The 24075-nt window shown below is 67.7% G+C and carries 22 protein-coding genes and 3 pseudogenes; 10 read left to right on the top strand and 15 right to left on the bottom strand.

Annotated features, from left to right (window positions below):
- The first annotated feature begins 9 nt into the window (after window positions 1-9).
- Window positions 10-201: a hypothetical protein gene (locus OG975_RS47640; protein ID WP_406336046.1), complete on the top strand. Its 192-nt coding sequence runs from the start codon at window positions 10-12 to the stop codon at window positions 199-201.
- 134 nt (window positions 202-335) lie between these two features.
- Here OG975_RS47640 and OG975_RS47635 read toward each other — a convergent pair whose 3' ends face one another.
- The 3 genes and pseudogenes from OG975_RS47635 to OG975_RS47625 form a co-directional block, all read right to left on the bottom strand.
- Window positions 336-1322 carry a serine/threonine-protein kinase gene (locus tag OG975_RS47635; protein ID WP_406336045.1) on the bottom strand — a complete coding sequence of 329 codons (987 nt, stop codon included), beginning with the start codon at window positions 1320-1322 and terminating at the stop codon, window positions 336-338.
- Window positions 1323-1709: 387 nt separating this feature from the next.
- Entirely contained in the window at window positions 1710-1931 is a 222-nt protein-coding gene (locus OG975_RS47630; protein WP_406336044.1) for a hypothetical protein, read from the bottom strand.
- 129 nt (window positions 1932-2060) lie between these two features.
- A pseudogene (locus OG975_RS47625) lies at window positions 2061-2368 on the bottom strand (aldo/keto reductase); the annotation flags it as partial.
- Between the two features lie 111 nt (window positions 2369-2479).
- On the opposite strand from OG975_RS47625, the gene OG975_RS47620 reads away from it, so the two are divergent.
- Window positions 2480-3544: a LacI family DNA-binding transcriptional regulator gene (locus OG975_RS47620; RefSeq protein ID WP_406336772.1), complete on the top strand. Its 1065-nt coding sequence runs from the start codon at window positions 2480-2482 to the stop codon at window positions 3542-3544.
- Here OG975_RS47620 and OG975_RS47615 read toward each other — a convergent pair.
- Genes OG975_RS47615 through OG975_RS47600 form a run of 4 tightly spaced genes read right to left on the bottom strand, consistent with a single transcriptional unit; the run spans window position 3507 to window position 8112 of the window.
- The gene (locus tag OG975_RS47615; RefSeq protein WP_406336043.1) at window positions 3507-4889 is read right to left on the bottom strand and encodes a glycoside hydrolase family 32 protein; all 1383 of its coding nucleotides are present in this window, start codon (window positions 4887-4889) and stop codon (window positions 3507-3509) included. The genes OG975_RS47620 and OG975_RS47615 overlap by 38 nt on opposite strands.
- On the bottom strand, window positions 4886-5740 hold the full coding sequence (locus OG975_RS47610) for a carbohydrate ABC transporter permease (RefSeq protein ID WP_369265116.1): 855 nt from the start codon (window positions 5738-5740) through the stop codon (window positions 4886-4888). Before OG975_RS47610 ends, OG975_RS47615 begins: the two co-directional genes overlap by 4 nt.
- Window positions 5741-5755: 15 nt before the next feature.
- Window positions 5756-6706 (bottom strand): carbohydrate ABC transporter permease, encoded by a 951-nt coding sequence (locus OG975_RS47605; RefSeq protein ID WP_406336042.1) that lies wholly within the window; start codon window positions 6704-6706, stop codon window positions 5756-5758.
- A complete protein-coding gene (locus OG975_RS47600; RefSeq protein WP_406336041.1) occupies window positions 6703-8112 on the bottom strand; it encodes an extracellular solute-binding protein in 1410 nt (469 codons plus the stop codon). Before OG975_RS47600 ends, OG975_RS47605 begins: the two co-directional genes overlap by 4 nt.
- Before the next feature lie 177 nt (window positions 8113-8289).
- Between OG975_RS47600 and OG975_RS47595 the strand changes: the two genes are divergently transcribed.
- Window positions 8290-9837 carry a glycoside hydrolase family 32 protein gene (locus OG975_RS47595; RefSeq protein ID WP_406336040.1) on the top strand — a complete coding sequence of 516 codons (1548 nt, stop codon included), beginning with the start codon at window positions 8290-8292 and terminating at the stop codon, window positions 9835-9837.
- Between the two features lie 66 nt (window positions 9838-9903).
- Entirely contained in the window at window positions 9904-10437 is a 534-nt protein-coding gene (locus tag OG975_RS47590; protein ID WP_406336039.1) for a HEAT repeat domain-containing protein, read from the top strand.
- Between the two features lie 188 nt (window positions 10438-10625).
- Here OG975_RS47590 and OG975_RS47585 read toward each other — a convergent pair whose 3' ends face one another.
- Both OG975_RS47585 and OG975_RS47580 read right to left on the bottom strand, forming a co-directional pair.
- Window positions 10626-10943: a transposase gene (locus OG975_RS47585; RefSeq protein WP_406336038.1), complete on the bottom strand. Its 318-nt coding sequence runs from the start codon at window positions 10941-10943 to the stop codon at window positions 10626-10628.
- A gap of 45 nt (window positions 10944-10988) precedes the next feature.
- Window positions 10989-11477: a transposase gene (locus OG975_RS47580; protein WP_406336037.1), complete on the bottom strand. Its 489-nt coding sequence runs from the start codon at window positions 11475-11477 to the stop codon at window positions 10989-10991.
- Window positions 11478-11724: 247 nt separating this feature from the next.
- On the opposite strand from OG975_RS47580, the pseudogene OG975_RS47575 reads away from it, so the two are divergent.
- A pseudogene (locus OG975_RS47575) lies at window positions 11725-11859 on the top strand (pyridoxamine 5'-phosphate oxidase); the annotation flags it as partial.
- A gap of 137 nt (window positions 11860-11996) precedes the next feature.
- Here OG975_RS47575 and OG975_RS47570 read toward each other — a convergent pair.
- Window positions 11997-12965, bottom strand: a complete 969-nt coding sequence (locus tag OG975_RS47570; protein ID WP_406336036.1) for a hypothetical protein — start codon at window positions 12963-12965, stop codon at window positions 11997-11999.
- Between the two features lie 249 nt (window positions 12966-13214).
- On the bottom strand, window positions 13215-14495 hold the full coding sequence (locus OG975_RS47565) for an RNA-guided endonuclease InsQ/TnpB family protein (RefSeq protein ID WP_406336035.1): 1281 nt from the start codon (window positions 14493-14495) through the stop codon (window positions 13215-13217).
- A 26-nt stretch (window positions 14496-14521) separates the two neighbouring features.
- On the opposite strand from OG975_RS47565, the gene tnpA reads away from it, so the two are divergent.
- The gene (gene tnpA, locus OG975_RS47560) at window positions 14522-14953 is read left to right on the top strand and encodes an IS200/IS605 family transposase (RefSeq protein ID WP_327426066.1); all 432 of its coding nucleotides are present in this window, start codon (window positions 14522-14524) and stop codon (window positions 14951-14953) included.
- Window positions 14954-15760: 807 nt separating this feature from the next.
- On the opposite strand, the gene OG975_RS47555 is transcribed toward tnpA, so the two are convergent.
- Window positions 15761-16228: a hypothetical protein gene (locus OG975_RS47555; protein ID WP_406336770.1), complete on the bottom strand. Its 468-nt coding sequence runs from the start codon at window positions 16226-16228 to the stop codon at window positions 15761-15763.
- Window positions 16229-16351: 123 nt separating this feature from the next.
- Between OG975_RS47555 and OG975_RS47550 the strand changes: the two are divergent.
- The 3 genes and pseudogenes from OG975_RS47550 to OG975_RS47540 all read left to right on the top strand — a co-directional run.
- Window positions 16352-16584, top strand: a pseudogene (locus OG975_RS47550) (Zn-dependent oxidoreductase); the annotation flags it as partial.
- 405 nt (window positions 16585-16989) lie between these two features.
- The gene (locus OG975_RS47545) at window positions 16990-17703 is read left to right on the top strand and encodes a hypothetical protein (RefSeq protein ID WP_406336034.1); all 714 of its coding nucleotides are present in this window, start codon (window positions 16990-16992) and stop codon (window positions 17701-17703) included.
- Between the two features lie 71 nt (window positions 17704-17774).
- Entirely contained in the window at window positions 17775-18956 is a 1182-nt protein-coding gene (locus OG975_RS47540) for an ISAs1 family transposase (RefSeq protein ID WP_406336033.1), read from the top strand.
- 246 nt (window positions 18957-19202) lie between these two features.
- On the opposite strand, the gene OG975_RS47535 is transcribed toward OG975_RS47540, so the two are convergent.
- The gene (locus tag OG975_RS47535) at window positions 19203-20378 is read right to left on the bottom strand and encodes a hypothetical protein (RefSeq protein WP_406336032.1); all 1176 of its coding nucleotides are present in this window, start codon (window positions 20376-20378) and stop codon (window positions 19203-19205) included.
- Window positions 20379-21441: 1063 nt separating this feature from the next.
- Here OG975_RS47535 and OG975_RS47530 point away from each other — a divergent pair.
- Window positions 21442-21618: a hypothetical protein gene (locus OG975_RS47530; RefSeq protein WP_406336031.1), complete on the top strand. Its 177-nt coding sequence runs from the start codon at window positions 21442-21444 to the stop codon at window positions 21616-21618.
- A gap of 496 nt (window positions 21619-22114) precedes the next feature.
- Here OG975_RS47530 and OG975_RS47525 read toward each other — a convergent pair whose 3' ends face one another.
- Both OG975_RS47525 and OG975_RS47520 read right to left on the bottom strand, forming a co-directional pair.
- Window positions 22115-22786 (bottom strand): response regulator, encoded by a 672-nt coding sequence (locus OG975_RS47525; protein WP_406336030.1) that lies wholly within the window; start codon window positions 22784-22786, stop codon window positions 22115-22117.
- Window positions 22761-23936 (bottom strand): sensor histidine kinase, encoded by a 1176-nt coding sequence (locus OG975_RS47520; RefSeq protein WP_406336028.1) that lies wholly within the window; start codon window positions 23934-23936, stop codon window positions 22761-22763. The genes OG975_RS47525 and OG975_RS47520 overlap by 26 nt, the downstream gene beginning before the upstream one ends.
- Window positions 23937-24075 lie beyond the last annotated feature (139 nt).

The raw sequence follows: 24075 nt of genomic DNA, 5'->3' as shown, positions 1-24075 counted from the left end.
GCGGAGAGTTTGTGGGCCGTACTCAAAGAGGAGATCGGCACCCGCTTCCGGCCCGACCGCGCCACCACCCGCGCCGGCATCTTCGACTTCGCCGAGACCTTCTCCAACAGACGCCGCCTGCGCAGACACATCAACCGGGGTCACCTCACGCCCCACGAGACACGCCTGCGCCACCAGCAAGACCAAGCCCTCGCGGCGTAACGAGAACGCGTCCAAGACCATGGGGAAACTTCACCCCTGCGCGAGCTCCCGCCGCCCTGCCATCAGCCCGCCGCCGACCGCACAGCGCGCGGATCAGCAGCCGTCAACACCCCCACGACACCACACGGGCAGCCTCAGTCACCGGACGAACGGACAAAGACCGGCCGGGCCCACAGCGGCGGATCCGGGGCCGGCCCGGCAGGCTGCGCGGCCCCGGCAGAACCACGGCCCGCCCGCGCCGGCGGATGCTCACCCCCGCCGGCACTGTCCGCAGCGGCGCGCAGAGCCGCCACGAATTCCAGACAGGAGCCGTAACGGTCCTCGGGAACCTTCGCCAGCGCCCTGGCCAGCACATCGTCCATCGCCGGCGCAGTACCCGGCCGCCTCTCACTCAAAGCAGGCGGAGCATCGTACTGATGCGCCCACAGCAGCGCGATGTCGTCATCCCGCCGGAAAGGCGGCCCGCCCGCCAGCATCTCGTAGACGACGCAGGCCAGACTGTACAGATCACACCGGCCGTCCACCGGACGCCCCGAAATCTGCTCCGGCGCCACATAATCCAGCGTGCCCACGAACTCCCCCACCGTCGTGAACCCCGTCAACGACAGCGACTTCTTCGTCAGCCCGAAATCCGTGAGATACACATGCTCGGGATGATCACTGTCCGTACCCCGGGCCACCAGAACATTCCCCGGCTTCACATCCCGGTGCACCAGACCATGCTCATGCGCCGCATCAAGCGCCGACGCCACCTGAGCCGCAATACGGAGCGCCGTCTCCACCGGCAACGGGCCGTCCCGGTCCAGCAGAGCCCGCAGATCCAGCCCCGGCACATAACGCATGGCGATATACAGGACACCATCCGTCTCACCGGCCTCAAAAATCGGCACAATATGCGGATGGTCAATCGCAGCCGCCACCCGCGACTCATACGTGAAACGCCGGCGGAACGTCTCATTGCGGACCATTTCCGGAGCCAGCAGCTTCAGCGCCACCGTACGGTCCAGATGCAGATCCCGCGCGCAATACACCACCGCCATACCCCCCCGCCCGATCTCACGCTCCACCCGATACCCCGCAATCTGCGCCCCCACCAAACCCGAAGCCCGCCCCGTATACACCCCCCACCCCCCGACCCACCCCCACCGGCACCCCCACCCGACACATCCGGTCCCCCACCGGCACCCGACATATCCAGTCCTGCACCCATCACACACACCCCACCCACACCCACGACCCCAACCCCGCGAAACCGGCAAACCACCCATCCATACACAAATACTATCCAGCAGCCCACACCACCCACAGGACCAGCCCCACACCACACCAGCACAGACCCCACCCCGGAAAAGACACCGCACCCACCCGACCACGGCGAGCGCGGTGCCGCCGAGGTTCCGGCCGAGGTGGACATCGCTCGGCCCGCCCGGCTCACGCAACGGTCGTGCCCCTCGGATAGACGCCGTCAGTCGCACAGTCCGCGTGGTAGTGCGTGAGCGTGCCCTGCTTCACGTACCCGTAGACGAGACCGTCGTGGTCGTGCAGCCGGTGGCCTGGCCGGGCGGAAAGGTGACCTCCCGTACGACGTAGTCGGTGTCACCGATGGTGATCTGGCTGATCAGCTTGCCCGTGACACCAGGTCCCGGCGGTGTCGCCTGAGCGGTGCCGCAGGTGAGGGGGGTGGCCGCGGCCACCGCCCCGGCTATGCCGACGCGGAGCGCAGTGCGCATACGGGGACCGCCAGAGGCGCGAGCGGATGATCGAGGACGTACCGCTGCGAACATTGAGGCAGAGATGGGCAGTTGGGTCCGGATTCAACAGATCTCAGAATTCCTCGTGCACATCCGAATCTCCGCCCAGTCGACGTAGTCCAGGCCGAGCCGGTCGCGGTGCTCCTCGAAGGAGGCCAGGTTCTCCTCGTACCCGTGGTGCCGGCCCGGGAGCTTGGTCGTCAGCACGACCTCCTCGCGGGGACGCCGGTGCGGGCGACGCCGAGCCCGACACCGGCCTCGTTGTGGTGGCTCGTCGCCGTGTCGACCAGGCCGTCGCCCAGGCGCAGGCCATCCGCCACCGCCTCTTCCGACTCCGGGTCGCTCATGGGCCAGGTGCCCAGGCCGATCGCCGGGATCCTGGTGCCGTGGTTGAGCGTGTGTACCGGGATGCTGATCGCTCCCGGACCTTCCCTTCGACTGTGTCGTCCACCGAGCGTCACGGATAGGGTGAGCAGTGATCAAGCGGACGGGCGGGGAACTGGCGGGGGATGAAGGCAGCGGACGGCATGGGCAGCACCGAGGAGAAGCAGCCGGCAGGCCATGGACGCCCCACGTCCCGGGACGTCGCGCGGCTCGCCGGCGTGTCGCACACCGCGGTCTCCTTCGTGTTCAACGGCCGGGCCGAGGGCAACCTCTCGCCCGCCACCCAGGAGCGCATCCGCCAGGCCGCCGCCCAGCTCGGCTACCGCCCCGACCCCGTCGCCCGCGGCCTGCGCCGCCGTCGTACGGCCGTGATCGGCCTGGTCACCGACGAGATCGCCTCCTCGCCCTTCGCCGGCCGGCTGCTGCGCGGCGCGATGGACACGGCCTGGGACAACGAGCACCTCGTCCTGACCGTCGACTCCGGCGGCGACCCCGCCAAGGAGGACGCTGCGGTCGCCGAGCTCCTGGACCGACGCGTGGACGGCATCATCTACGCCGCCTTCTCCCTGCGCCGCGTCCGCGTCCCAGAGGGCCTGCACCGCACCCACTCCGTCCTCGCCAACTGCGTCCCCGAGGACGACTCGCTGCCTGCCGTCATCCCCGCCGAACGCGCGGGAGGCCGTACGGCCGCCCGCCTGCTTCTCGACGAGGGGCACCGCAGGATCGCCCACGTCGGCGGCCTCGACGACATCGCCTCGGTCGAGCGGCTGCGCGGCTTCCGTGATGCGCTGCGCGCCGAGGGGATCACCGTCCCCAAGGAGTGGGTCGTGCGGACCGGCGGCGAGATCTCCGGCGGCTACGAGGGAGCGCTGCGGCTGCTCGACGGCGTGCCCGCCGGCCGCCGCCCCACCGGGATCTTCTGCTACAACGACCGCGTCGCCGCGGGTGCACTGCACGCCGCTACCCGGCTCGGGATCACCGTCCCCGAAGAGCTGTCCGTGGTCGGGTACGACGACCAGGAGCACATGGCTGCCTTCCTGTCCCCGCCGCTCACCACCGTCGCTCTCCCGCACCGGGCGATGGGCGAGGCGGCCACCCGGCTCCTCCTCGACGCCATCGAGACCGGCAAGACGCCGCCCGCGACGGTACGGCGTCTCGCCTGCCCGGTGATCAGCCGCTCGTCGGTGGGACCTGCTCCCATCCGATGACGGTGGCCCCGGCTCCGGTCACGACGAGCTCGGGCACGTCGCCCGGACGTCGGTAGATCCGCTCGGTGACGGTGGCGCGATCGTCGGCGAACAGCTCGAACAGGGAGCCGTCGACGAGGATGCGCACCTCCCTCGCGGGCGCCCGTACGACGAGGGGCGCCGACCCCTCGCTCCGGGTCCGCGGCCAGTCACTGCTGTCCAGGGTCACGGTGCCTTCGTCCGGGTCCAGGCGGATCGTCAGCTCCGCGCCGGAGGCAGAGCGCAGCAGACTGACGGTGGTCGGTGTGCGGGCGGTGACCGTCAGGTCGTACGACTGCGGCAGCGGGGTGCGTTCGGGTGCGGTGGCGAACGGCTCGGCCGCGCGCAGCAGTTGCAGCTCCGGAGCCGGTACGACGCTCAGCGCGCCGTCCGGACGGACGTCCACGACCCTCGGCGCGGTGAGGACACCGGCCCAGCCTGCAGCGTCCACCTCGCCCTGCTCACGGGCCTCCCAGGACCAGCCCCACATCAGGGTCCGGTCCGACTCCTGGAGGACGGCGGGTGCGTAGAAGTCCCGCCCGTGGTCGAGCCGGCCGCCGGTGCGTGCCCCGAAGCGCAACCCGCCTTCGCCGTCGAGCTCCAGACGGCCCGTCAGACAGCCCGTGGCCATCGGGTCGCCGTCCCACAGCGACACGACGAGCACCCACTCCCCGCCCGCCGTCGCGAACAGCTGCGGGCACTCCCAGCCGACCGCCTTGTCGCCGAACACGTCCGTCGCCACAGGGTCGTTGCCGTCGAGCAGCACACCGGCGAACCGCCAGTCGGCCAGGTCGTCGCAGTCGTACAGCAGGACCGACGGTGTGCCGTCGGCGTGGCCCGCCCCGACCAGTGCCCAGCGCCTGCCACCGCTGCGGAAGACGAACGGGTCGCGGAACATGACGACGTCCAGGCCGGCCGGCGGGCCGGTCACGACCGGTGTGGGCAGGGGCTTCCAGTCGGTGAGGGTCTCGTCGTCCGGGACGACCGCCCGGGCCAGGCAGATGGTGCCGAGGCCGCTGTGGTGGCGGTCGATGCCGGTGTAGACGGCGGTCGGTACGCCGTCGTCGTCGACCACGCACCCGGACCAGCAGCCCGCCTCGTCGGGGCCGCCGGGTGTCGGGGTGAGCGCGAGGGGGTGGTGTTCCCAGTGGGCGAGGTCGGGGCTGGAGACATGGCCCCAGTGGACGTTCTCGTGGCGCGGGGCGTCGGGGTTGTGCTGGTAGAAGAGGTGGTAGCGGTCGCGCCAACGGAAGGGCCCGTTCGGGTCGTTGATCCAGTGGGCGGGCGGACGGACCCTGAAACGCGGGGCGTCGGGGTCGTGCTTCAACGGTTGACTCCTGCGGACGTGATGCCCTCGCGCAGAGGGCGCTGGCCGACGACGAACACGGCGACGGCGGGGATCATGGAAAGGACGACACCGGCGAGGACGACCGAGATGGAGCCGGTGCCGAGATTGCCCTGGAGGGAGACGAGGCCCAGCGGCAGGGTGTAGTTCTGGCCGGAGGTCTCCAGGATCAGCGGCCGGAAGAACTCGTTCCAGTGGTAGTTGAAGGCCAGCACGCCGACGATCGCGAGGCCGGGCGCGGCCAGCGGGGCGTAGACCGAGCGGAAGATGCGCCAGGGCCCGCAGCCGTCCAGCATCGCCGCCTCGCCCAGGTCCTTCGGCATGCCGAGGAAGTACTGGCGCATCAGGAAGGTGCCGAACGCGGTCGGAAACGCCGGAATGATCAGACCGAGCAGCGTGTCGGTCAGACTCATCGACTTGAGCACCAGGAACACCGGAACGATCGTGACCTGCAAGGGGACCATCATGGTCGCGAGGACCAGTCCGAACAGCGGCTTCTTGAAACGGAATTCGAGACGAGCGAACGCGTAACCGGCGAGACCTGCGGTGATCATCTGGCCGACCGCGATCAAAGCGGTCACGAGTGTGGAGTTCAAAGCGAGCAGCCACACATCGATCTGGTCGAAGACCCCGCGGTACGACTCCACGGTCGGGCTGGTCGGAATGATCCTCGGCGGCAGGTCGAAGGACTCGGCCGGCGTGCGCAGCGAGGTGGAGACGGTCCAGATGACCGGACCGAGCGTCAGCAGGGCGCACACCGCCAGTCCGGTGATCCGCGCCCACGGAGCGAGCGAGTGACGGGCCCGGCTCACGGTCGAAGTCGCTTGGGTCATAGGGGGTTCACCGGCTCACTGGTAGTGGACGAAACGCCGGCTGAGCCGGAACTGGAGGGCGGTGACCGCCATGATCAGCACGAACAGCAGCACGCCCACCGCGGACGCCTCGCCGAAGCGGAGCTGCTCGAACGCGCTCTCGTAGATGACCATCACGACGGTGCGGGTGGAGTCGCCGGGCCCGCCGTTGGTGAGGACGTACGGCTGCTCGAAGACCTGCAGGGCGTTGATGATGCCGACCACCGACGCGACCAGCAGGGTGGGTGACAGCAGCGGCAGCGTGACGTTGAGGTGCTTGCGCAGACCGGTCGCGCCGTCGAGGGAGGCGGCCTCGTGGATCTCCTTGGGGATGTTGTTCAGGCCCCCGACGAACAGCAGGAAGGAGAAGCCGAACTGCTGCCAGACGTAGACGAGGATGACCGCCGCCATCGCCGAGTTCTCGGAGGTGAGCCACGGCACCGGAGCGATGCCGATCAGCCCGAGCAGCCAGTTGACGACACCGAAGTCCTGGTTGAACAGGTACTTCATCACCACCGAGATCGACGCGGCGGACAGCACCAGCGGGAAGAAGAACGCCGAACGGAACACCGAGCGCAGCCACACCGGCATCCGCCCGTTCACCGCGAGCGCCAGCACCAGCGCGATCAGCAGTTGGAGGGCGACCGCGAGCACCATGAACACGAGTGTGTTGCGGAAGGACACCAGAACGGTCGAATCGCTCAGCATCTCGCGGTAGTTGGCGGCCCCCGCGAAGCTCGGGTCGTCGATCACGTTCCAGTGGAAGAGGCTGAGCACCACCGAGCCGACGATCGGGACGACCGTGAAGACGACGATGCCGACGATCGTCGGGGCCAGGAACAAAGTGGCCAGCAGGCGGGTGCCGCGGTCGCGGGCGGACGGCCGCGCGGGGGCCACGGGCGGAGGAGCCACCGTCCTTGTCCGGGCGGGAGTCGAAGTGTTCGTCATACGTCACGCTCCATGGCCTTCTCCAGATCGCCCTGCATCCGGCGCAGCGCGGGACCCACCGAGCGCCGTGCGGCGAGCGCCGTTCCGGTGTGCTTGAGCAGCACTTGCTCGACCTCGGCGACCTGCGGCGGCGCGGGGATCGGCCCGGTGTCGGGGAACTTGTCGAGGGTGTCGTAGAAGGTCTGCCAGTGGTTCGGGCCGGTCTCCCGGTAGCGGTCGGCGGTCAGCATCGAACGGCGGGCCGGGGTGGTCTGGTTGGTCTTGAACAGCCGCATCAGGGTGTCCCTTCGGGCGGCGTACTTGATGAACTCCCAGGCCTCCTCCTGCCGCTTCGACGTGCGCAGCAGGGCGTAGCCGGCGGCGCCGAACTGCATGCGCTGGGTGCGCCAGCGCGGGAAGTACTGCACGTCGTAGTCGGCCGCCTGCATGCCCGCGAGATGCAGACCGCCCGCCCAGAAGCCGCCGGCCGGCGTGACGCCGACCCGGCCGGTGGAGAACACGCCGACGAGGTTCTGGCCGTTGCCGCCCTCGGGGCGGGTGCACAGGTCCTCCTGGATGAGGGAGGCGAGATAGTCGTACGCCTCCTCCACGCGGTCGTGTGTGGCCTGCGGGGTCGTCCACCGGAAGCCGCCCCCGCGGCCCTGCCGTTCGGCGGCCGGGTAGAAGGAGTCCCACAGCCAGGCGCCGCCGGGCGCCTTGGACTCGGTGAGCAGGTTCGTGCCGTTGGCGAAGAGCCAGGGCACCACGCCGCCCCACAGGCGGTTGGTCCAGAAGTACGGGGTGAACTGGCTGCCGCTGGACTTCTTCATGTCCCGCAGCAGCGCGGTGAAGTCGTCGCGGGTCCAGTCGGCCGCGGGGAAGCTCGCGCCCGCCCGCTTCAGGACCTGGTTGTTCAGGTACATGTCGGCCGCGTTGAACTCGACCGGCAGCTGGTAGAGGCTGCCCTCGTACATCATCGACTCCACCAGCGAGGGGTGGACGTCGGCGAAGTACTCGCGCAGTTCGGCCGCGTCCCGCTTCACCCACTGGTCCAGGGCGACACCCAGCCGCTGGGCGAAGAGCTGGACGCCCTCGGTGGCGACGTAGACGAGGTCGGGGGCGGTACCCGCCGCGATCTGGGTGAGGATCTTCGCGAAGAAGTCCGACCAGTCGACGGCCTGCACCGCGTTGATCCGGAGCTTGATGTCTGGGTGCACCTCGCGGAAGCCCTCGGTGAGGGTGCGGATGGCCTCCGGCCCGTAGGCGGGGCCGAGGGTGGCGACGACGAGGGAACCGTCGTCGCGGCCGGGTATGTCGGCTCCGGTGAGCCGGTCCCAGCTCGCTGCGGTACCGGTCAGGGCGGCGGCACCCGCGCCGTAGGCGCCGTACCGCAGCAGCGTGCGGCGGGAGACGTGCGAGTCGGTCATCCAACGGGCCTAACTCGTGTTAGTTCAGGGTTGATGCCCCAGATGATGGGAAGTGCGCGACGGCGCTGTCAAGAGTCGTGCACCCCTTGACCTTTAACGAGTTAGGCCGCACAGTCCTGACCCCATGAGCCGCCGTTCCGAGCTCGACGAGCTCAGTGACGAGAGGAACGATGTGTGATGCGTGGGATGTCCAGGAGAGCGCTCTTCGCCGGATCGGCCGGGGGCGCGGCAGCCGTGCTGCTGCAGGCCGCGCCCCCGGCCGCCGCGAAACCCAAGTCCGCGGCCGGTTGCGCCAGTTACCGCGCCGCGTACCACTTCACGGTCCCCGACCAGTGGAAGAACGATCCGCAGCGACCGGTGTGGATCGACGGCGAGTACCACTACTACTACCTCTACAACGCCGACTACCTGACGGGCGGCACGACCGCGGGCACCGCCTGGCGGCTGGCCACCAGCACCGACCTGGTCGCGTTCACCGACCGCGGGATCGCCGTGCCGAAGGACACCACCGCGGGCGGCGACGTCTGGTCGGGCTCGGCGGTGGTCGACGCCGACAACACGGCCGGCTTCGGCGCGGGCGCGGTGATCGTCATCGCCACCATGGCGCCCGACGAGGTCACTCAGGCGCAGTACCTGTACTACTCCACCGACGGCGGCCGCTCCTTCCGCAACCACGGCACCGACCCGGTGCTGGCCAACCCCGGCGTGCCCGACTTCCGCGATCCCAAGATCGTCCGTGACGAGGAACACGGTCGCTGGGTGATGGCCCTCGCCGAGAACAACAAGATCGGCTTCTACCACTCGGCGGACCTGAAGTCCTGGACGTACGCCGGCGGATTCATCAAGGACGGCCTCGGCGTCCTGGAGTGCCCCGACCTGTTCCGCATCACCGCGGACGACGCCACGGCGAAGTGGGTGCTGGGCGCGAGCGCCAACGGCAAGGCGGCCGGGCTGCCCAACACGTACGCGTACTGGACCGGTTCCTTCGACGGCACCGCGTTCACCGCCGACGCGAGCGATCCGCAGTGGCTCGACCACGGGTGGGACTGGTACGGGGCCGTCACGTTCGAGAAGCGCCGGGACGACGGTTCGGTGGATCCGTCCGTCCGACACGCGATCGGCTGGCTCAACAACTGGGACTACGCCAACACCACCCCCACCATCGACTGCGACGGTTTCAACGGCACCGACTCGATCGTCCGCGAGATCACCCTGAAGCGGGCCCCGAACGGGACGTACTACCTCGCCTCGCGGCCGGTCTCCGCCCTGGACGACCACGTCTCGCGCACCGTGGACCTGGGCGACCTGGAGGTCGACGGCACCCGCGTCCTCGACTACACCGGCACGTCCTACGAGGTGACCACCGAGATCACCTGGGACACACTGACCGGCGCCGGCCTCCAGCTGCGCCGTTCTCCCGACGGGGGGCGGCACATCGACGCCGGCATCTACGACGACTTCTCGTTCGTCAACCGCCGCACCACCGTCAACCCCGACAACTCCGGTAAGTGGCAGGAGAGTCACAGCCCCTTCGACCCGTCGGCCCGCACGGTGAGGCTGCAGATCCTGGTCGACCGCACGTCCGTCGAGATGTTCGTCGACGACGGCCGGTACGTGCACTCGTCGCAGGCGTTCCCGTATCTGATCGACACGGGGCTCGCGCTGTTCTCGATCGGGGGCACGGCGGCGTTCCGGAACACAGTGATACGGGAGTTCACCGTGTGAGGTCCTGAACTCGCCGCATTCAAAAAGGAGTTGGGGTCGAAGGCCGCGAGCGCGCACGCTTGGTTCGTGACGGTCGAAGACGGGGTACTCATCGACGCGCTGGGCAGCGAGCCACGCCGCCCGGACGCCTTCCGGGCACTCCTGCGGCGCGGCCCCGCGGCTCTTTTGGCCATCCGGCGCGGACTGACCCACCCCGAGCCACGGGTACGGGAGCAGTGCTGCAATCTGCTGGACGAACTGCTCGCCCCGGAGGCCATGGACGAGCTGATCGCGAGGCTCGACGACCCCGACGCCCGGGTGCGGGTGGCAGCCCTGCACGCCCTTTCCTGTCTGCGGTGCAAGCCGGACGCGGATGCCTGCCGTCCCGACCGCGTCCGGCTTCTGCCGCGCGCCGTCCGTCTCCTCCAGGAGGACGTGGACCCGCAGGTCAGGATGAGAGCGGCCGAACTCCTAGGACTGTGGGTGCACGAAAACGCGGACGCCGTCGCCGCGCTGCTCCGCTCCCGCGACGAGGATCCGTCCCCGGCCGTGCGCAAGAAGGCGGGCTGGTACACGCCCGGCGGTCCCATTCACCGCCGCACTGCTCCCAAGGGCGTCTAGTGCTGGGTTCCTCAAACGGTGTACACGTACCGGCGCCGTAGTGAGCGGGTTGGCGGTGCGGGCCTGCCCCAGATCCAGGGGTTGGCATGGGCGTTGAGCTGGTCGGTCGCCAGGGCGGTGGCCTGGTCGATGTCGTCGCGGTTGCCGAATGACCGGCCGGCGAGGGCGGCCTTGCAGAAGATGCGCCATCAGCCTTCCTGCAGGTTGAGCCAGCACGCGCCCACAGGGATGAAGGTGTGGTGGATGCGGGGATGGTCCTCGAGCCAGGTCCGTGTGGACACGCTGTTGTGACTGGACAGGTTGTCGGTGACGATCCAGATCTCCCCGTCCGGATTGGCGTCCTCGAGCAGTTGCAGGAACTGCTGGTAGAAGACGCTGTCGCGGGAGGAAGCGGTCATCGTGACTGCCTGGCCGTCCGCTGGTCGCAGACCGCCATAGACCCAGTTTTCTCGGGACCGCGGCTGTAGTCGAGTTCCGCTTTGATCCAGTGCCCGTCGGGTGACCATGCGGGTGCGGGCGGGAAGGTCCGCGGGATCACTGGCCCCAGCTCGTCAGCGCAGATCACCGTCGCGCCGTCGGGCGGGTGCAGAGGCCGATGATCCGTGTCCTTTTGGGACGAAGTCCGGGTCCTTCGATCGCGTCCAGGACCGGGTGCGGCGCCAGCACACGCCTTCGGCGAGCAAGATACGCCTGACCTGCGAGCGCCTCACCTCGATCCCTGCGGCCCGCGCCGCCGCGGCCAGAGAATCCAGGGTCCACTCGGGTGGCCCGGACTCGTCGAAGGCCCACAGCTCCCCGACCGGCTCCCACCTCAGCCGCCCCGGCGGCACGGTCTTGACCATGGAAATGATTCTCGACCGTTCCTCCTCGGTGATCCGTCGCCTGCGGCCCTGCCCGCCCAGATCATCCAGCCCTTCCATGCCTGAGCGGTTGAAGCGGTGCAGCCAGCACCGGACCGTTTTCTGGCTGCAGTCCAGCGCCACGGCGATCGCCGGCACCCGTAGCCCCGACCAACTCAGCTCGATCATCCGGGCCCGCATCACTGCATCGCGCGGCGCCTTCCGCGCCCGCGACAATCGACGAACGACGGCCCGTTCGCCCTCGTCACGCCCCGGTCGTGCCCGTAAAACCATCGTCCAGCACCCGCCCCCGAGCCCCGTACGCCACCGACTCCATCTGCTCCTCCGTCAGATACAGCCGCCACCGCTTGATCCCATGATCACACGAGGCTGTACGGGCCTGCTCCGCCAGCCCCTCGGCTGGCGAAACCCGGAGATGGCCGGCGGGCCCGAGCAGTGGCTGACGGCCAACGCCCAGCCGACCTCGGCCGAGGTGACGCTGGCCCAACTGCGGATGCCGGAGCTGACGATCGCCGACATCGAACGGGCGGAGGTGGACTCGCTGAAGTACCGGTACGAGTAACGGCCGACCTGCGAGTGCTGAACCACCAGCCAGCCACACCTCCAGGCCGGCACGCCCGGCTTTGTCCCTGAGAACCCTCACACCCCCTTCACCGAAGGTCCGCGCTTTACCTGGGAGCGGGCCCCGCCAAAGCCGGATCAGGCGCGCAGGGTGACTCCGAAACGGGTCCTCATCCGCCGCAGTTCCCACAGCGCGACAACGGTCACCGACAGCGGCCCGCCCAGCGTGGAGCAGAACTGGACGACGGGCGGGCCCCCCGGCATGCCGTCGCCGATCAGGCTGAAGGCCGCGAACACCCACACCAGCGTCAGGGTGAGGACGGGCGGCAGCATCGGGTGGACCTGGGCGCTGTTGAAGGCGCTGCGGGCCGAGTACAGCGACGCCATGAAGAAGAAGGGAAAACCCCACACGATCACGATCAGCGAGGCGACGGCCAGTACGTACTCCCACCAGCTCTTCCCGTCGTCGGCGTCGACGGTCAGGGCCGTCGGGACGAGGATTCCGCCCATCACGACCAGCGTCAGCACGTACCAGCCGACCGCCTTGAGCGGAGCACGCAGCCGGGAGCGCAGATGCGGCCGCAGGTGCGGAGGCGCGTAGTAGATGAATCCGATGATGACCAGGGGCGCGGCGATGATCAGCACGAACGGGGCGACGATGAGTTGAGCGGCACCCCCGTACGCCGCGTCCTGCCAGCGGTTCGGATCCACGTTGTAGGCGAGGATCAGGGCGATGGTGGCGGCGGCACCGAGCACCGTGCGGGCCATCTGGACGCGGTCCACGGTGCGGTCCTCGATCCGGCCGTCACCCGCGTGCGCGAAGAGCCTGGAGGCAACGCGGTGCGCGGAGCGAAGGATCGCGCCGACGAGCCCGAAGGGAGAGACGAACGACAGGCAGCCGCGGCGGCGCCGGGCGGCGGGCCTCGTGGGCTGGGGGCCGTAGGGGTACGGAGGCTGGTTCGGGTACGGGCCCGGATTCGGTGGTGGCGGACCGTACGGGCCGCCCTGCGGTGGTCCGTAGGGAGCGCCCCAGCCGCCCTGACCTCCCGGCCCGTTGCCGCCAGGCTGACCCGGGCCGTTTCCCGGCCCCCATCCCCCCGTAGCCATGCCGCTCCCCGTTCGCTTTCGGCCAGTTGGTGTGTGTCCTGTGGCGCCAGGCGCAGTGTAGTGGCACCACAGGTGACAGAGGCCGCGCTCGTTGCCGGTCGCGCCGCCTTGCCCGTCGCGCCACATACGTGCATATCCGTCAGCGCGCCCCGCATTGCCTCACTACCCACCGCGGCACCGGCACCCGCTCACTCACCTTGCTTTGCCAGCTTTGAAGTGCTCTCCCGGCTGAAGCCGGGAGATTCCTGCTTACCTCGCGGCAGCGGGCTTGACGCGCTTCGCGCGCCTGACGACTGCCCTCCCGGCAGCCGGGATGAGCGCGAGGCCCATCCGGTACAGGTGCAAGACGTTCCGGGCTGCGTTGTGGTCGGCGTTGCCCGACCAGCCGCAGTCCGGGTTCTTGCACACGAACGTGGCCTGGTTCTCCCGGCTTCCGGGCGTGATGAAGCCGCACGTGGAACAGCGCCGTGACGTGTTGGGGGCCGGGACCTTGCGCAGGGTGCCGCCGTACTGGGCGGTCTTGTACGTCAGCATCGTGACCGTACGGCCCCACGCTTCGCCGGTGATGGAGCGGTTCAGCCCTGACTTCTGGGCGACGTTCCTTCCCGGCAACTCGACGGTGCCCCTGGCGGACTTGACCATGTTCGTGATGGTGAGTGCTTCGACCACCACCGTGCCGTACTGCTGGGCGATGGCGGTGGTCGTCTGGTGCTGCCAGTCCAAGGCCCGGCGCTTGGCTTTCGCGCGAAGTCCTGCGATCTGGTCATAGGTGTGGTGCAGACGGCGGCTGGTTCGCGTCCCGGGTTTGCGGTGTTGCTTGCGCTGGGCGGCGCGCTGCTCCAGTCGCAGGAGTTTGGACTGCTCCTGCTTGGTCAGCCACTCGCCGTGGTTCTTGGTGCTGCCGTCGGAGAGGGCGAGGGGCACGGTGACGCCCACGTCGATGCCGACCTCCGGTCCCTGGTGAGGCCCGGGCCTGGATTCGAGGATCTGGACGCGGAATGCGATGTGCCAGCCGAGCGCGTCTTTGACCAGCCGCGCGCCGGTGATGCGGTTCTCTTGGTCGGAGTGCTTGCCCACGGGGAGGTCTTTGGTCCAGCGGAACCGGACCCGGCCCACCTTGGGGATGTTGGCCATGCCCCAGCGGCGGTGCACACGGACGATGTTCAGGTCCCGTCCCTGTGGGATGTCCACGGACATCACCGACCGGAGGCGGCACTTGAAGTTCGGGGCATCCGACCGGCCGTCCCAGCAGTTCTTCCACGCCTGGAAGTACGTCTTCAACACGGCCTGCGCGGCCTGGGCCGGGAGCACTGCGAGGAAGTCGATGTCCTTACGGGCCTGGCGGATCGCGGCATCCGCGCTCGCGAGCGTCCGCTTTTCCTTCGGCATCATCTGCCACCACGCGTGGAGGAGATTCCACATTGTGCGGGCAGCGTGTGCCTGGGCGTCGGCCTTGAGCTCACATGCGGGGGACAGTGCCAGTCGGGCGCGATGCCCGAACTGCCGCTTGTCCAGGCCATGTTCGCTCACGACAGTCACTCTACTACAGTTGGCTTATGTCACCACGCTGGAATCCAAATCCCGACGTACGCACCGGTCGTCACGTTGTCAACAATCTGCACGCCCACTTGGTTTTCGTCACCAAGTACCGCCGCGAGGCATTCACCGACGCCATGCTGGCTCGCACCGAAGAGATCATGCGCAACGTCTGCCAGGACTTCGAGGCCGAGCTGAAACAGTTCAACGGCGAGCAGGACCATGTCCACCTGCTTGTGCACTACCCGCCCACTGTGCAGCTCTCCAAGCTGGTCAACAGCCTCAAGGGCGTCAGCTCGCGAAGACTCCGCCAGGAATACGACGCGCATGTGCGCCGGCACCTGTGGGGCGGTCACTTCTGGTCCGGCTCCTACTTCGCCGGGTCCTGCGGTGGAGCACCACTGACCGTCGTCAAGCAGTACATCGAGAACCAACAGCGCCCTGCCCTCTGAGGACAACACAGCGGACCCGTGCTCACGTTTGGGTCAGAGCAGTTCCGAGATGGCCTTCACCCCCGCCGTAAACGGCGGAGCACTGACCAAGATCAAAGGTAGACCGCTCCTCCGCGGCATCTCGTGTAGCCCTGCGTGACCATGGAGGAACCAAGACCTGGGCCAGTGGCACAGGCCGACAGCAGCTCAACACGCAGAGCTTGACAGGGAACAGACCTGGGACGACAACAGCACTATCGCCAACCACGAATCGCTCACCCTGCGCGCCCGCTTCGACCACGACGCCCAATCCCGTGACCCGAAGTGGACCATCGCCGCGTACGAAACACCGGTCAGCGGCCTCATGTGTGGGCGTTCTAGCTCATGTGCAGAGCGAAGTACGGGCTCAAGGGCTCTGTCGCTGATCACGTGGCGGAGTCGATTTGTGGCAGGTATCTCCTGGGTGTGCGCCTCAGGGGGATTACAGGAGGTTCTTCCTCATCTGGCCGGTGTGGTGGTCGAGTTGGTGGAGAGGACCGGAGATCAGATCACGTTGGGTGCACGGGTCCGCTCGTCGTCGGGTCGGTGTCCGCGCTGCGCGATGTGGATCGGCTCAGGCCAGCAGGGCTCGCAGCCCCTCCCCCGCTCACGGTCTTCGCCGGCACCCGCGACCTGATCCACCCCGACAGCCGCCGCCTTGCGGGACGGGCCGACGCGTCCGGCCTCGCCGTCGACCCGTGAGGCCGACGGCCAGCCGCACGTCCATTCGCTACTGCCGACGAGCCGCCCGCCCCGACCCCCGGGCCGCAGTACTTTCCCCGCCGGCCCTCATGCCGCGGCGTCGTACGCCGCCCGCAACCGGACGCCGCCGCCGGTCCGGGGCTGCGGGGCGCGCTCCGTGAACACGGCCAGCCGCAGCACGAGATAGCGGCCGATCCCGACGAGCGCGGTGGCAGACAGATACACCGTCTGCTGCAGGACGAGTCCGGCGCCGGGGTGGAGCGCGGTCAGCGAGCTGACCGCTGCGGAGGTGACCAGCCAGCCGGCGGCGATGGTGGCCGCGCTCTTCAGGTGGCCGGCCAGACCGGGCCGTCCGTGGCCGAACGAGATGCGGGCGTGCAGCTCGGTGGCGACCACGGTGGAGGCGACGGTGGTCAGTGCGTTCGCCGCCATCCACGGGATCCACTGCGAAAGCAGGACCAGGGCCGCCGAGGCCGCCAGGGTGACTCCGCTGCCCAGCCCGGCGAAGCGGCCGAAGGCCGCCGTGTGCCGACGGATCAGTCGCAGGCCGTTCATAGTGATCCCCTCCCGGTCCGCTGCCCCTGTCGGGGCCGTCGTCGTCATGCCGCAGAGCGTGGGCGACCCCCCATTCAGCGCGGTTTCAGAGCGTTCTCAGGGGTGCCGGCGGTGGTGAAACCGGTGCGGCGTTACACCGCCGCCCGCCGCGACCGTGATCAGTTGCTCAACGGACCGGAGTGGGGGAACGCCCCGAGCCGGCCGTGCCCGCCGGCTGGACCACCGGCACACTCAAGGCGGCCCCGCTCAACCACCACGATCTGTGGACCTTGGAGGGAGTCGGCATCAGCGAGGAACAGCAGCCGATGATCCTCGGCTGCGACGCGGCCGGCGACGAGGTCGTACACCGCAATGAGCGACGACCAGGCTTCGATGGTCCAGATCACCTGAGACGACGGGCGAGTCGAACCAGATCAATTGATACCAGGACCACATCGCCTGAGACGGAACAGGGAAAATGATGTCGCCCGGCAGATCCAGTGTCCCGTCTCACTCAATCGAGTCGCTTTCTCAACGAACCAAGTCGTTCGACCTTCTGTCTCAGCGAACCTAGGCGCGCGGTGACTGCGCTGGGGGTGCTTGATGGCTGTACCGGCTCAGGGCTTCGGCGTAGTCGGCGGGCGTCCGTTCTGTAATCACTTGAGATGAAGAGAGGGAGAGCGGGCGGTTTCTGCTCACGTCTGTTGCGCCCGGGAGCCCTTGCGTCTCCCACCGCACCGTCGGGTGGAGCGAGCCGACTGCGCTAGGAGATGATCCCGTGCGTGGCTGAAGAGGCAGGTACAGATGCGGACGACGCTTGTGCATGGGCTGAGCGACTGGGTTGGGCGTTCGGGCTCATCGCGGAGGATCCGGCTGCGAGAGGTGCAGCGCTCGTCCATCTGGCCGAGGCCCAGAGGAAGGTCACGGACGCGGTCGACCGGTCCAGGGAGATGTGGCGGCTGACGCAGCCCCTGGGAGCGGACGAGCAGTACCGGGAGCCGGCCTTTCGACAGGCACTCCAGAGGCAATGGCAAGCCCAGAAGCGTTCGCTGCCTGACGGGGTGTGGAATAGCCCTGTGGGCGGGGATCTGGCGACGTGGCCGGGGCTGCCCTATGCGTTGCTCTTCCTGGAGTGGGAGGCGAGGTACCCGCTGGAGTGGACGCTGCATGCGAAGGCATGGGGTACGAAGGAGAGCCTGATCCGTAAGGTGGCCCGTGCTGCCCAGGAGGAGGCGATCAAGGCGAAGCTCACCGACCTGGTCGAGCTCGTCGTCCACCGGGCGTATCGCTGCAAGGATCGTGAATACGTGCGGGTGGCCCGGGCTGTCGACAGCGCTGACCTACGGGGCAGGCTCGATCGGGCAGTCGACTCGGACAGTCCGTGGGCCCGGTGCCATGCCGGGTATGTGCTCTGGCTCCTTGACCGCCCTGACCTGCCGAACACCCGTCGTGTCTGGCAGGCCTGGGTGGCAGGCGGGGCTGCGTCGTTGCTGTGACCGGGGGACGATGCAGGGAAGGTTCCCGTGATCATGGAGTGCTCTACACCCCGTGACCTGCCTGGAAGACCGTGCCTGCCGACGCATCACCCCTGATTCCGCCTGCCCTTGACCGGCTCCGCGAGCAGTCCGACGTCGAGCCCGGGGAGGTTCCCGGCCTGCTGGAGCGGCTGGCTCAGGTGCCGGATCCGCGCGATCCGCGCGGTGTACGCCATGCCCTGGCTGTCGTGCTCACGCTGACCGCGTGCGCGGTGCTGACCGGCGCGACGTCGCTGCTGGCGGTCGGCGAGTGGATCGCGGACGCGCCGCCGCACGTGCTGGAGCGACTCGGCGTGCGCCCCGATCCGGTACTGCCCCGGAGGCTGGTGCCCTCGGAGGCGACGCTCCGCCGGCTGCTCGCCCGCATCGACGGTGACGCCCTGGACAGGGCGGTGGGCGGATGGCTCGCCGACCGCCGGCCCGAGAGCACTGGGCTGCGCGGACTGTCCGTGGACGGCAAGTCCCTGCGCGGTGCGGCGAAGGCCCAGGGGAGGAGGATCCATCTGCTTGCCGCGGTGGAGCACAGCACCGGGCTGGTCCTGGCCCAGCTCGACGTCGGCGAGAAGACCGGTGAGGTCACCCGCTTCCAGCCGCTGCTCGACACGGTCGCCGACCTGGCCACAACCGTGGTCACCAGCGACGCGCTCCATACGCAACGCGAGCACGCCACCTACCTCCTGAGCTGCGGGGCCCATTACATCGCGATCGTCAAGGGCAACCAGAAGAAGCTGCGCAAGCAGCTGAAGTCCCTTCCCTGGAAGGACATCCCCTTCCAGGGCCGCACCCGGGGCACCGGACACGGACGCGCGGAGATCCGCCGGATCAAGGTCGCCACCGTGAACAACTTGCTCTTCCCCGGCGCCCGCCAGGCCATCCAGATCAAGCGCCGTCGCACCGACCGCAAGACCGACAAGACCACCATCACGACCGTCTATGCAGTCACCAGCCTGACCGCCGAACAGGCCACCCCCGTCCAACTCGCGAGACTGATCCGCGACCACTGGAAGATCGAGGCCATGCACCACGTCCGCGACACCACCTTCGCCGAGGACACCTCACAGCTGCGGACCGGCAACGCACCCCGCGCGATGGCGACCTGGCGCAACCTCGCCATCGGTGCCCTCCGCCTGAGCGGCGTCAAGAACATCGCCGCCGGCCTCCGTCGCAACGCACGCGACGCCCGCCGACCTCTCGCACTCCTCGGCCTCGCATGATCACAAAACGGGCGCCCGCCGACTACGCCGAAGCCCTGTGTACCGGCTGGGGTGGATCAGGCGGGGCCCTGCGTCGAATTGTCGTACGTGGATGCGGTGCACGGGCGTCGTCGGCGTCCGCTACAGGTCTGCGTGACGGGCCGGTTCAAGGATGTCGCTCCGGTACGCACGCATTGGGAAATCCTATGAGCTCGTAACGCGATAAGGTCCTTTTGACTCGTTCGCAGGCTCAAACTGAGATGTCGCTCAGCTGCGTGGAATTTTATACCCAGATCTCGAAAATCGAGCGAGCCACCCATTGGGAGCTACGACGGCCGCATCCATTCCCATATCCCCAGGGGTCATTTCAATCAAATTTTGACGCTCAAGCTCCTCTGCATGTCGCTTCATTTCTCGGGCCTCCGAAAAATTGAAGGACTTGAAGTCTTCAAAATTACAAGACCCCCCATTATCGACCATTTCATCCAGGAGCCTCCAGTCGACCGTTGAAATGTTGGGGTTGTTTGCATATTCGTCCGAACGGAGCGTCAACCAGGATTCCAGTAGCGCAACGTTTTCCAAATCATCCGCATCCAAGATACCCTCATCATGCAGCCAAAAACTGAAATCCTCGCACTTCTGGAGGGCGTTCCTGAGATTGCATTTCAGTATCTCGTAGAGATACTGAAAACCAATGAGGCCGACCGGAGGTGTCCCGCCTATCGAGTACTCCCCGACCCTGGCCTCAAGGGCTTTTATCGCATCATCCATGGGCAACGGATCCACGTCGATCGGGTGACACAAGCGGCCTTGGAGCCGAGGCGAGGCCGCCGCTGTGCGCACCACCCCTCGTGCGCCGCAGATAACCCACTTCAAGCCTGGTTCGGCGAGGATCGTGTCGCGCATTTCCTCGAGCGCCTGTCGCGCTGAAGTGGAGCTGACCAGAAGCTCCAAATTGTCCAATACGCAGACGAAGTATCCGCACTCCGGCGGATCGAAGCATGTGCGCATCCAGTTTCGAACCGTCTTAGCAAGACCTGTTTCCGCAAATGCGACTGAAGTGTTCACGGATTCACTCCTGGCACCCGTCACACCAACGCCGGCGATTGAAGCCCCAGCGGATATCGACTTGACTGTAGGTGAATTCATCCACTTGTTTACGTCTCTCACTTTAGGCGCGTCATAGCCCCATTCGTGCAATTCGTCTCTGTATCGAATGAACGCTTCCGCCATCGCCCGATAAATCTTAAATTCGAGAGCCGCCACACCATCTTTCGTGGTGAGCTGAAATTCTTCCCCAAGGGGCAATAGAAGCGGGCTCCTGGCCTTGTCACTATTCCGCTTCATTCGATAGTTAGCTATGGTTATGAGGCTCGTCTTTCCCGCACCGGCCTCACCTTCTATCGTGACGTGACTCGAAGATGAGGCCAGTCGATTGATCAAGCGTCGTATGTGACGCTCTCGCCCCACTAGCAGCCTTTCCCCTGTCGCTGTCGGGGGGAGAGAGTGAGTGTCATAGGGACTTTGGGTAAAACCGAAATCCGGCCAGATCATCATGATGCACCAACTGGCACTTCGTTGAAATTGTTACAGCGTAACTCGGATTGAACTCTCCTTTTATCAACGGTAGTAGCTACTGGCGGAGTCCTCAACTTGCACGTCACGGCCGGTTGTCACGGACGCACAGGGTGTGTAGCCAGCCGGCTTCCTCCGCAGATTCGGCAGATGCCCGCAGCGCACTGCGGGCTATGGTGCTGGTGGAGGCCACCTTGTGATCGGAGTACTGGACCACTCGCCTGCACCGCCCAGCTGAGCCCAACTGCGGGATCCCCGCGCCGCAGACCTCGTTACTTCAAGAATCGATCGCCTTTTAAAGATCTTCCGACGAGGCCGTCACAGCCTTGGGGGAGTGTCATGAATCAGGCTCTGCCAAGATTTTCGTAGCCGGTGATCGACCTTGTGGTTCCGGCCTCGGTGAGTGGCCCGGTGGGGCAGGCTGGCGGCGTGTGATGTCGAGTTGACGGTCCTGCTTCCTCGTCTGGCTTCGGTGCTGGTCGAGGCGGTGGAAGCTGGCGAGGGCCTGGTCAGGATCACGGTACGGACGGCTGCCGGAGTCCCGGTGGACTGCCGGGCTCCGGGTGTTCGTCGGAGTGGGAGCACAGCCGGTATGTGTGGTGCGTCGCCGACGAGGCGATCGGCGGTAGACCCGTGATGATCGACGTGTCGGTGCGCCGCCTGTATTGCGAGAACCCGGACTGCTCGAGGACCACGTTCGTCGAGCAGGTCCCCGGACTGACGGTGCGCTACCAGCGGCGGCCCCCGGCCCTGCATAAGGTGATCGCCTCGGTCGCCACGGCCCTGGCCGGCAGAACGGGCGCCCGAATTACTGCGGGAGCATCTGCCGGACAACCGCGTCCCCATCACGGCCGCGATCAGACTCGGAGCGCTCCTCACTCATCAGGTGCAGTGGCCGGGGCTCGCGCGGCGAGCAGGCTCGGTTCTCGCCTTGCGCCCGAGTCCTCGGCTGCTGATCGGCGGTTTCAGGCTCCTGCGCCGTGCCGTCACCGCCCTCAACAACCGCCCCGTCGACGGAGATCCCGCCCGGACCGCCTGGACGCTGAATCTACTGACCCCTCTCCTGCGGATCCTGGATCCACGGGGGACCTCGCCGGGCAGGGAGTGAGGACAGGGGTCTGATGCTCGCAGTTCCAGACAACGACAACGCACGGATGCGTGCCGAAGGCGTCCCTGGGGTGCGTGGTCATGGTCTGCGGGAGGCATGGCCGGCTTACGTTGCATGAAGGATTGCGGCAGTTGCGGCGACAGCCTCTCGCGGAGTTGCCACTACCTTCACCTGTGCAGAGGCGGCGTTCTCCACGCGGTAGAGGGCTCCGGCGACGAGCGTGATGTGTACCAGAGGGATGCCCGGCAGTGTCCGGATCGGGCGCGGTTGTTTCAGCCACCGCCTGCCGGTCGCCTTGTAGGGGCTCGCCGCTTGCTTCCTGCGCCGACGCTCTGACCTGCGGCTGCGATCAGCGTCTCACGCCGTGACCCGGATGGTCAGTCTCACTCCCCTATGAGAATCCGGGAGTATGGCCGTGCGAGACGAGTGATGGACCTGCGACAGGTGGCGTCTGCGCGGCCGGCGCGGCGCCAGATGCTTGGCGGTAGCCGGAGATTCAGTCCGTGAGCCAACCGGGGCTGACCATGCGGTACTCATAGGCCATGACCACGACTTGGGACCTGTCCCGGGCGCCGAGTTTGGCCATGATGCGGCTGACGTGGGTCTTCGCGGTCAGAGGCGAGACCACCAGTTGGGCGGCGATTTCGTCGTTGGTGCATCCGGCGGCGATCAGCTGCATGACTTCACGTTCGCGGCTGGTCAGGGCATCGAGGCGCTGGTCGGGCTCCCGGGTGCTGTCCGGGCGGCTGGCGAATTCGGCGATGAGCCGGCGGGTGACGGAGGGGCTGATGAGCGCGTCGCCTCGCACGGCGACGCGCACCGCGTGCAGAAGTTCTGCCGGTTCGGTGTCCTTGACAAGGAATCCCGTGGCGCCGGCTCGCAGGGCCCCGTACACGTACTCGTCGAGGTCGAAGGTCGTCAGCATGACCACTTTCACCGCCGCGAGCTGCTTGTCGTCGGCGATGCGACGAGCGGCTTCGAGTCCGTCCATGACTGGCATGCGGATGTCCATCAGCACCACGTCGGGCCGCAGTTCGTGGCAGGCGGCGACGGCGGCCTGACCGTCGGCGGCCTCGGCGACCACGTGCAGGTCGTCCTCGTCGTCGAGGATGCCGCGGATCCCGGCGCGCACAAGTCGCTGGTCATCCACCAGCAGGATCCTGATCATCAACTGCTCCGCCGATCGGCTCGTGGTGGTCTGAGAACGGTAGCTGGCCCCGGACGATGAACCCGCCCGCACTGCCGGGCTCGGCGCTCAGCGTGCCGCCCAGTGCGCGCGCCCGTTCCGTCATGCCCGCGATCCCGCTGCCGTCCCCGTGCCCGGAACGGGTCGCACCTTGCCCGTCGTCCTGGACGCTGAGCGTCAGTTCCCGGTCGCCGTGGTGGATCCGGACGACGACGTGCCGGGCGTCGCTGTGCTTGACGGCGTTGGTCAGTGATTCCTGGACGATGCGATAGGCGGCGAGGCCCACCGCCGCCGGTAGCGGCGAGTGGGCTCCACTCTGCTCGATGCGTACGTCCAGGCCCGCCCGAGCGGCTGAGGAGACCAGCTCGTCGATCCTGGACAGACCCGGTGAGGGAGCGGTGGGGGCCTCTTCGTCGACCTGACGCAGTACACCGAGGGTGGCGCGCAGTTCCTGCAGGCCGTCCCTACTGCCCTGCTTGATGGCGGTCAGCGCTTCCTGCGCCTGGGTGGGGTCCTTCTGCATCCGGTGCAGGGCGGAAGACGCCTGCACGTGGATCATCGACATGTTGTGGCCGATCACGTCGTGCAGTTCACGGGCGATGCGCAGCCGCTCCTGCGTGGCGCGCAGCCTCGCCTCCTCCTCGGCGTAGGCGACCCGGCCGTGGCGCATCGCGCCCAGCGCCACCACCGCGACCAGCCAGCCGGTCAGCATGAAGACCGCCGTACCGTTCACGTCGCCGGTGCCGGCCAGAGCTCCCGCGCCCACGCCGATGACCATCGCTGCGGCCATGGCGACCGACGCCTGGATCCGCCCGTGGGCCGCCAGCGCGTACAGCGCGGCGATCGGGATCAAAACGAGCGGGCCGTCGACCGTGCTCAGCAGGTAGTAGACGCCTGTTCCGAGCACGGTGAACCAGCCCACCGCCACGGGGTGGCGGTGGCGCAGCGGCAGCGCCGCACACACCGCTGTCGCCAGGAGCCAGGAGACGATCGCGGATGTGGTCGCGTCCCAGTTCGAGCCCAGTCGCTGCCCCTCGGCTACGCCTGCCAGAACCAGCACGAACCCGGCGAGCGCCAGGTCGGCGCGCGGCCCTGTGGGCAGGCGGAAGCGGGTGACATCGAGGTGCGGCATTGCTTCATTCTGCCTGCGGCACGACGGGCCTCGGGTTTTATGTCCGCATTTGCGTCGAGGTTGTGTGCTGGAGAGGTACGCGGCAGCCGGGACGTACATCTGCTGGTGTACGGCGCGGCCGTCGCCTCCCGCTGCTGGT

It is taken from the genome of Streptomyces sp. NBC_00203, assembly GCF_045206325.1.
Taxonomy (GTDB): Bacteria; Actinomycetota; Actinomycetes; order Streptomycetales; family Streptomycetaceae; genus Streptomyces; species Streptomyces lutosisoli.
Note: the sequence above shows the minus strand (reverse complement) of the source record. Positions and strands in the feature narration are given on the sequence as shown.

Excerpts from the sequence above, each read along its gene's own strand:
- OG975_RS47620 (WP_406336772.1), top strand. The coding sequence starts at position 2,480 with ATGGGCAGCACCGAGGAGAAGCAGCCGGCAGGCCATGGACGCCCCACG.
- OG975_RS47580 (WP_406336037.1), bottom strand. The coding sequence starts at position 11,477 with ATGCGGGCCCGGATGATCGAGCTGAGTTGGTCGGGGCTACGGGTGCCG.
- OG975_RS47570 (WP_406336036.1), bottom strand. The coding sequence starts at position 12,965 with ATGGCTACGGGGGGATGGGGGCCGGGAAACGGCCCGGGTCAGCCTGGC.
- OG975_RS47595 (WP_406336040.1), top strand. The coding sequence starts at position 8,290 with ATGCGTGGGATGTCCAGGAGAGCGCTCTTCGCCGGATCGGCCGGGGGC.
- OG975_RS47605 (WP_406336042.1), bottom strand. The coding sequence starts at position 6,706 with ATGACGAACACTTCGACTCCCGCCCGGACAAGGACGGTGGCTCCTCCG.
- OG975_RS47555 (WP_406336770.1), bottom strand. The coding sequence starts at position 16,228 with ATGAACGGCCTGCGACTGATCCGTCGGCACACGGCGGCCTTCGGCCGC.
- tnpA (WP_327426066.1), top strand. The coding sequence starts at position 14,522 with ATGTCACCACGCTGGAATCCAAATCCCGACGTACGCACCGGTCGTCAC.
- OG975_RS47520 (WP_406336028.1), bottom strand. The coding sequence starts at position 23,936 with ATGCCGCACCTCGATGTCACCCGCTTCCGCCTGCCCACAGGGCCGCGC.
- OG975_RS47600 (WP_406336041.1), bottom strand. The coding sequence starts at position 8,112 with ATGACCGACTCGCACGTCTCCCGCCGCACGCTGCTGCGGTACGGCGCC.
- OG975_RS47630 (WP_406336044.1), bottom strand. The coding sequence starts at position 1,931 with ATGCGCACTGCGCTCCGCGTCGGCATAGCCGGGGCGGTGGCCGCGGCC.
- OG975_RS47525 (WP_406336030.1), bottom strand. The coding sequence starts at position 22,786 with ATGATCAGGATCCTGCTGGTGGATGACCAGCGACTTGTGCGCGCCGGG.
- OG975_RS47610 (WP_369265116.1), bottom strand. The coding sequence starts at position 5,740 with ATGACCCAAGCGACTTCGACCGTGAGCCGGGCCCGTCACTCGCTCGCT.
- OG975_RS47585 (WP_406336038.1), bottom strand. The coding sequence starts at position 10,943 with ATGGTCACCCGACGGGCACTGGATCAAAGCGGAACTCGACTACAGCCG.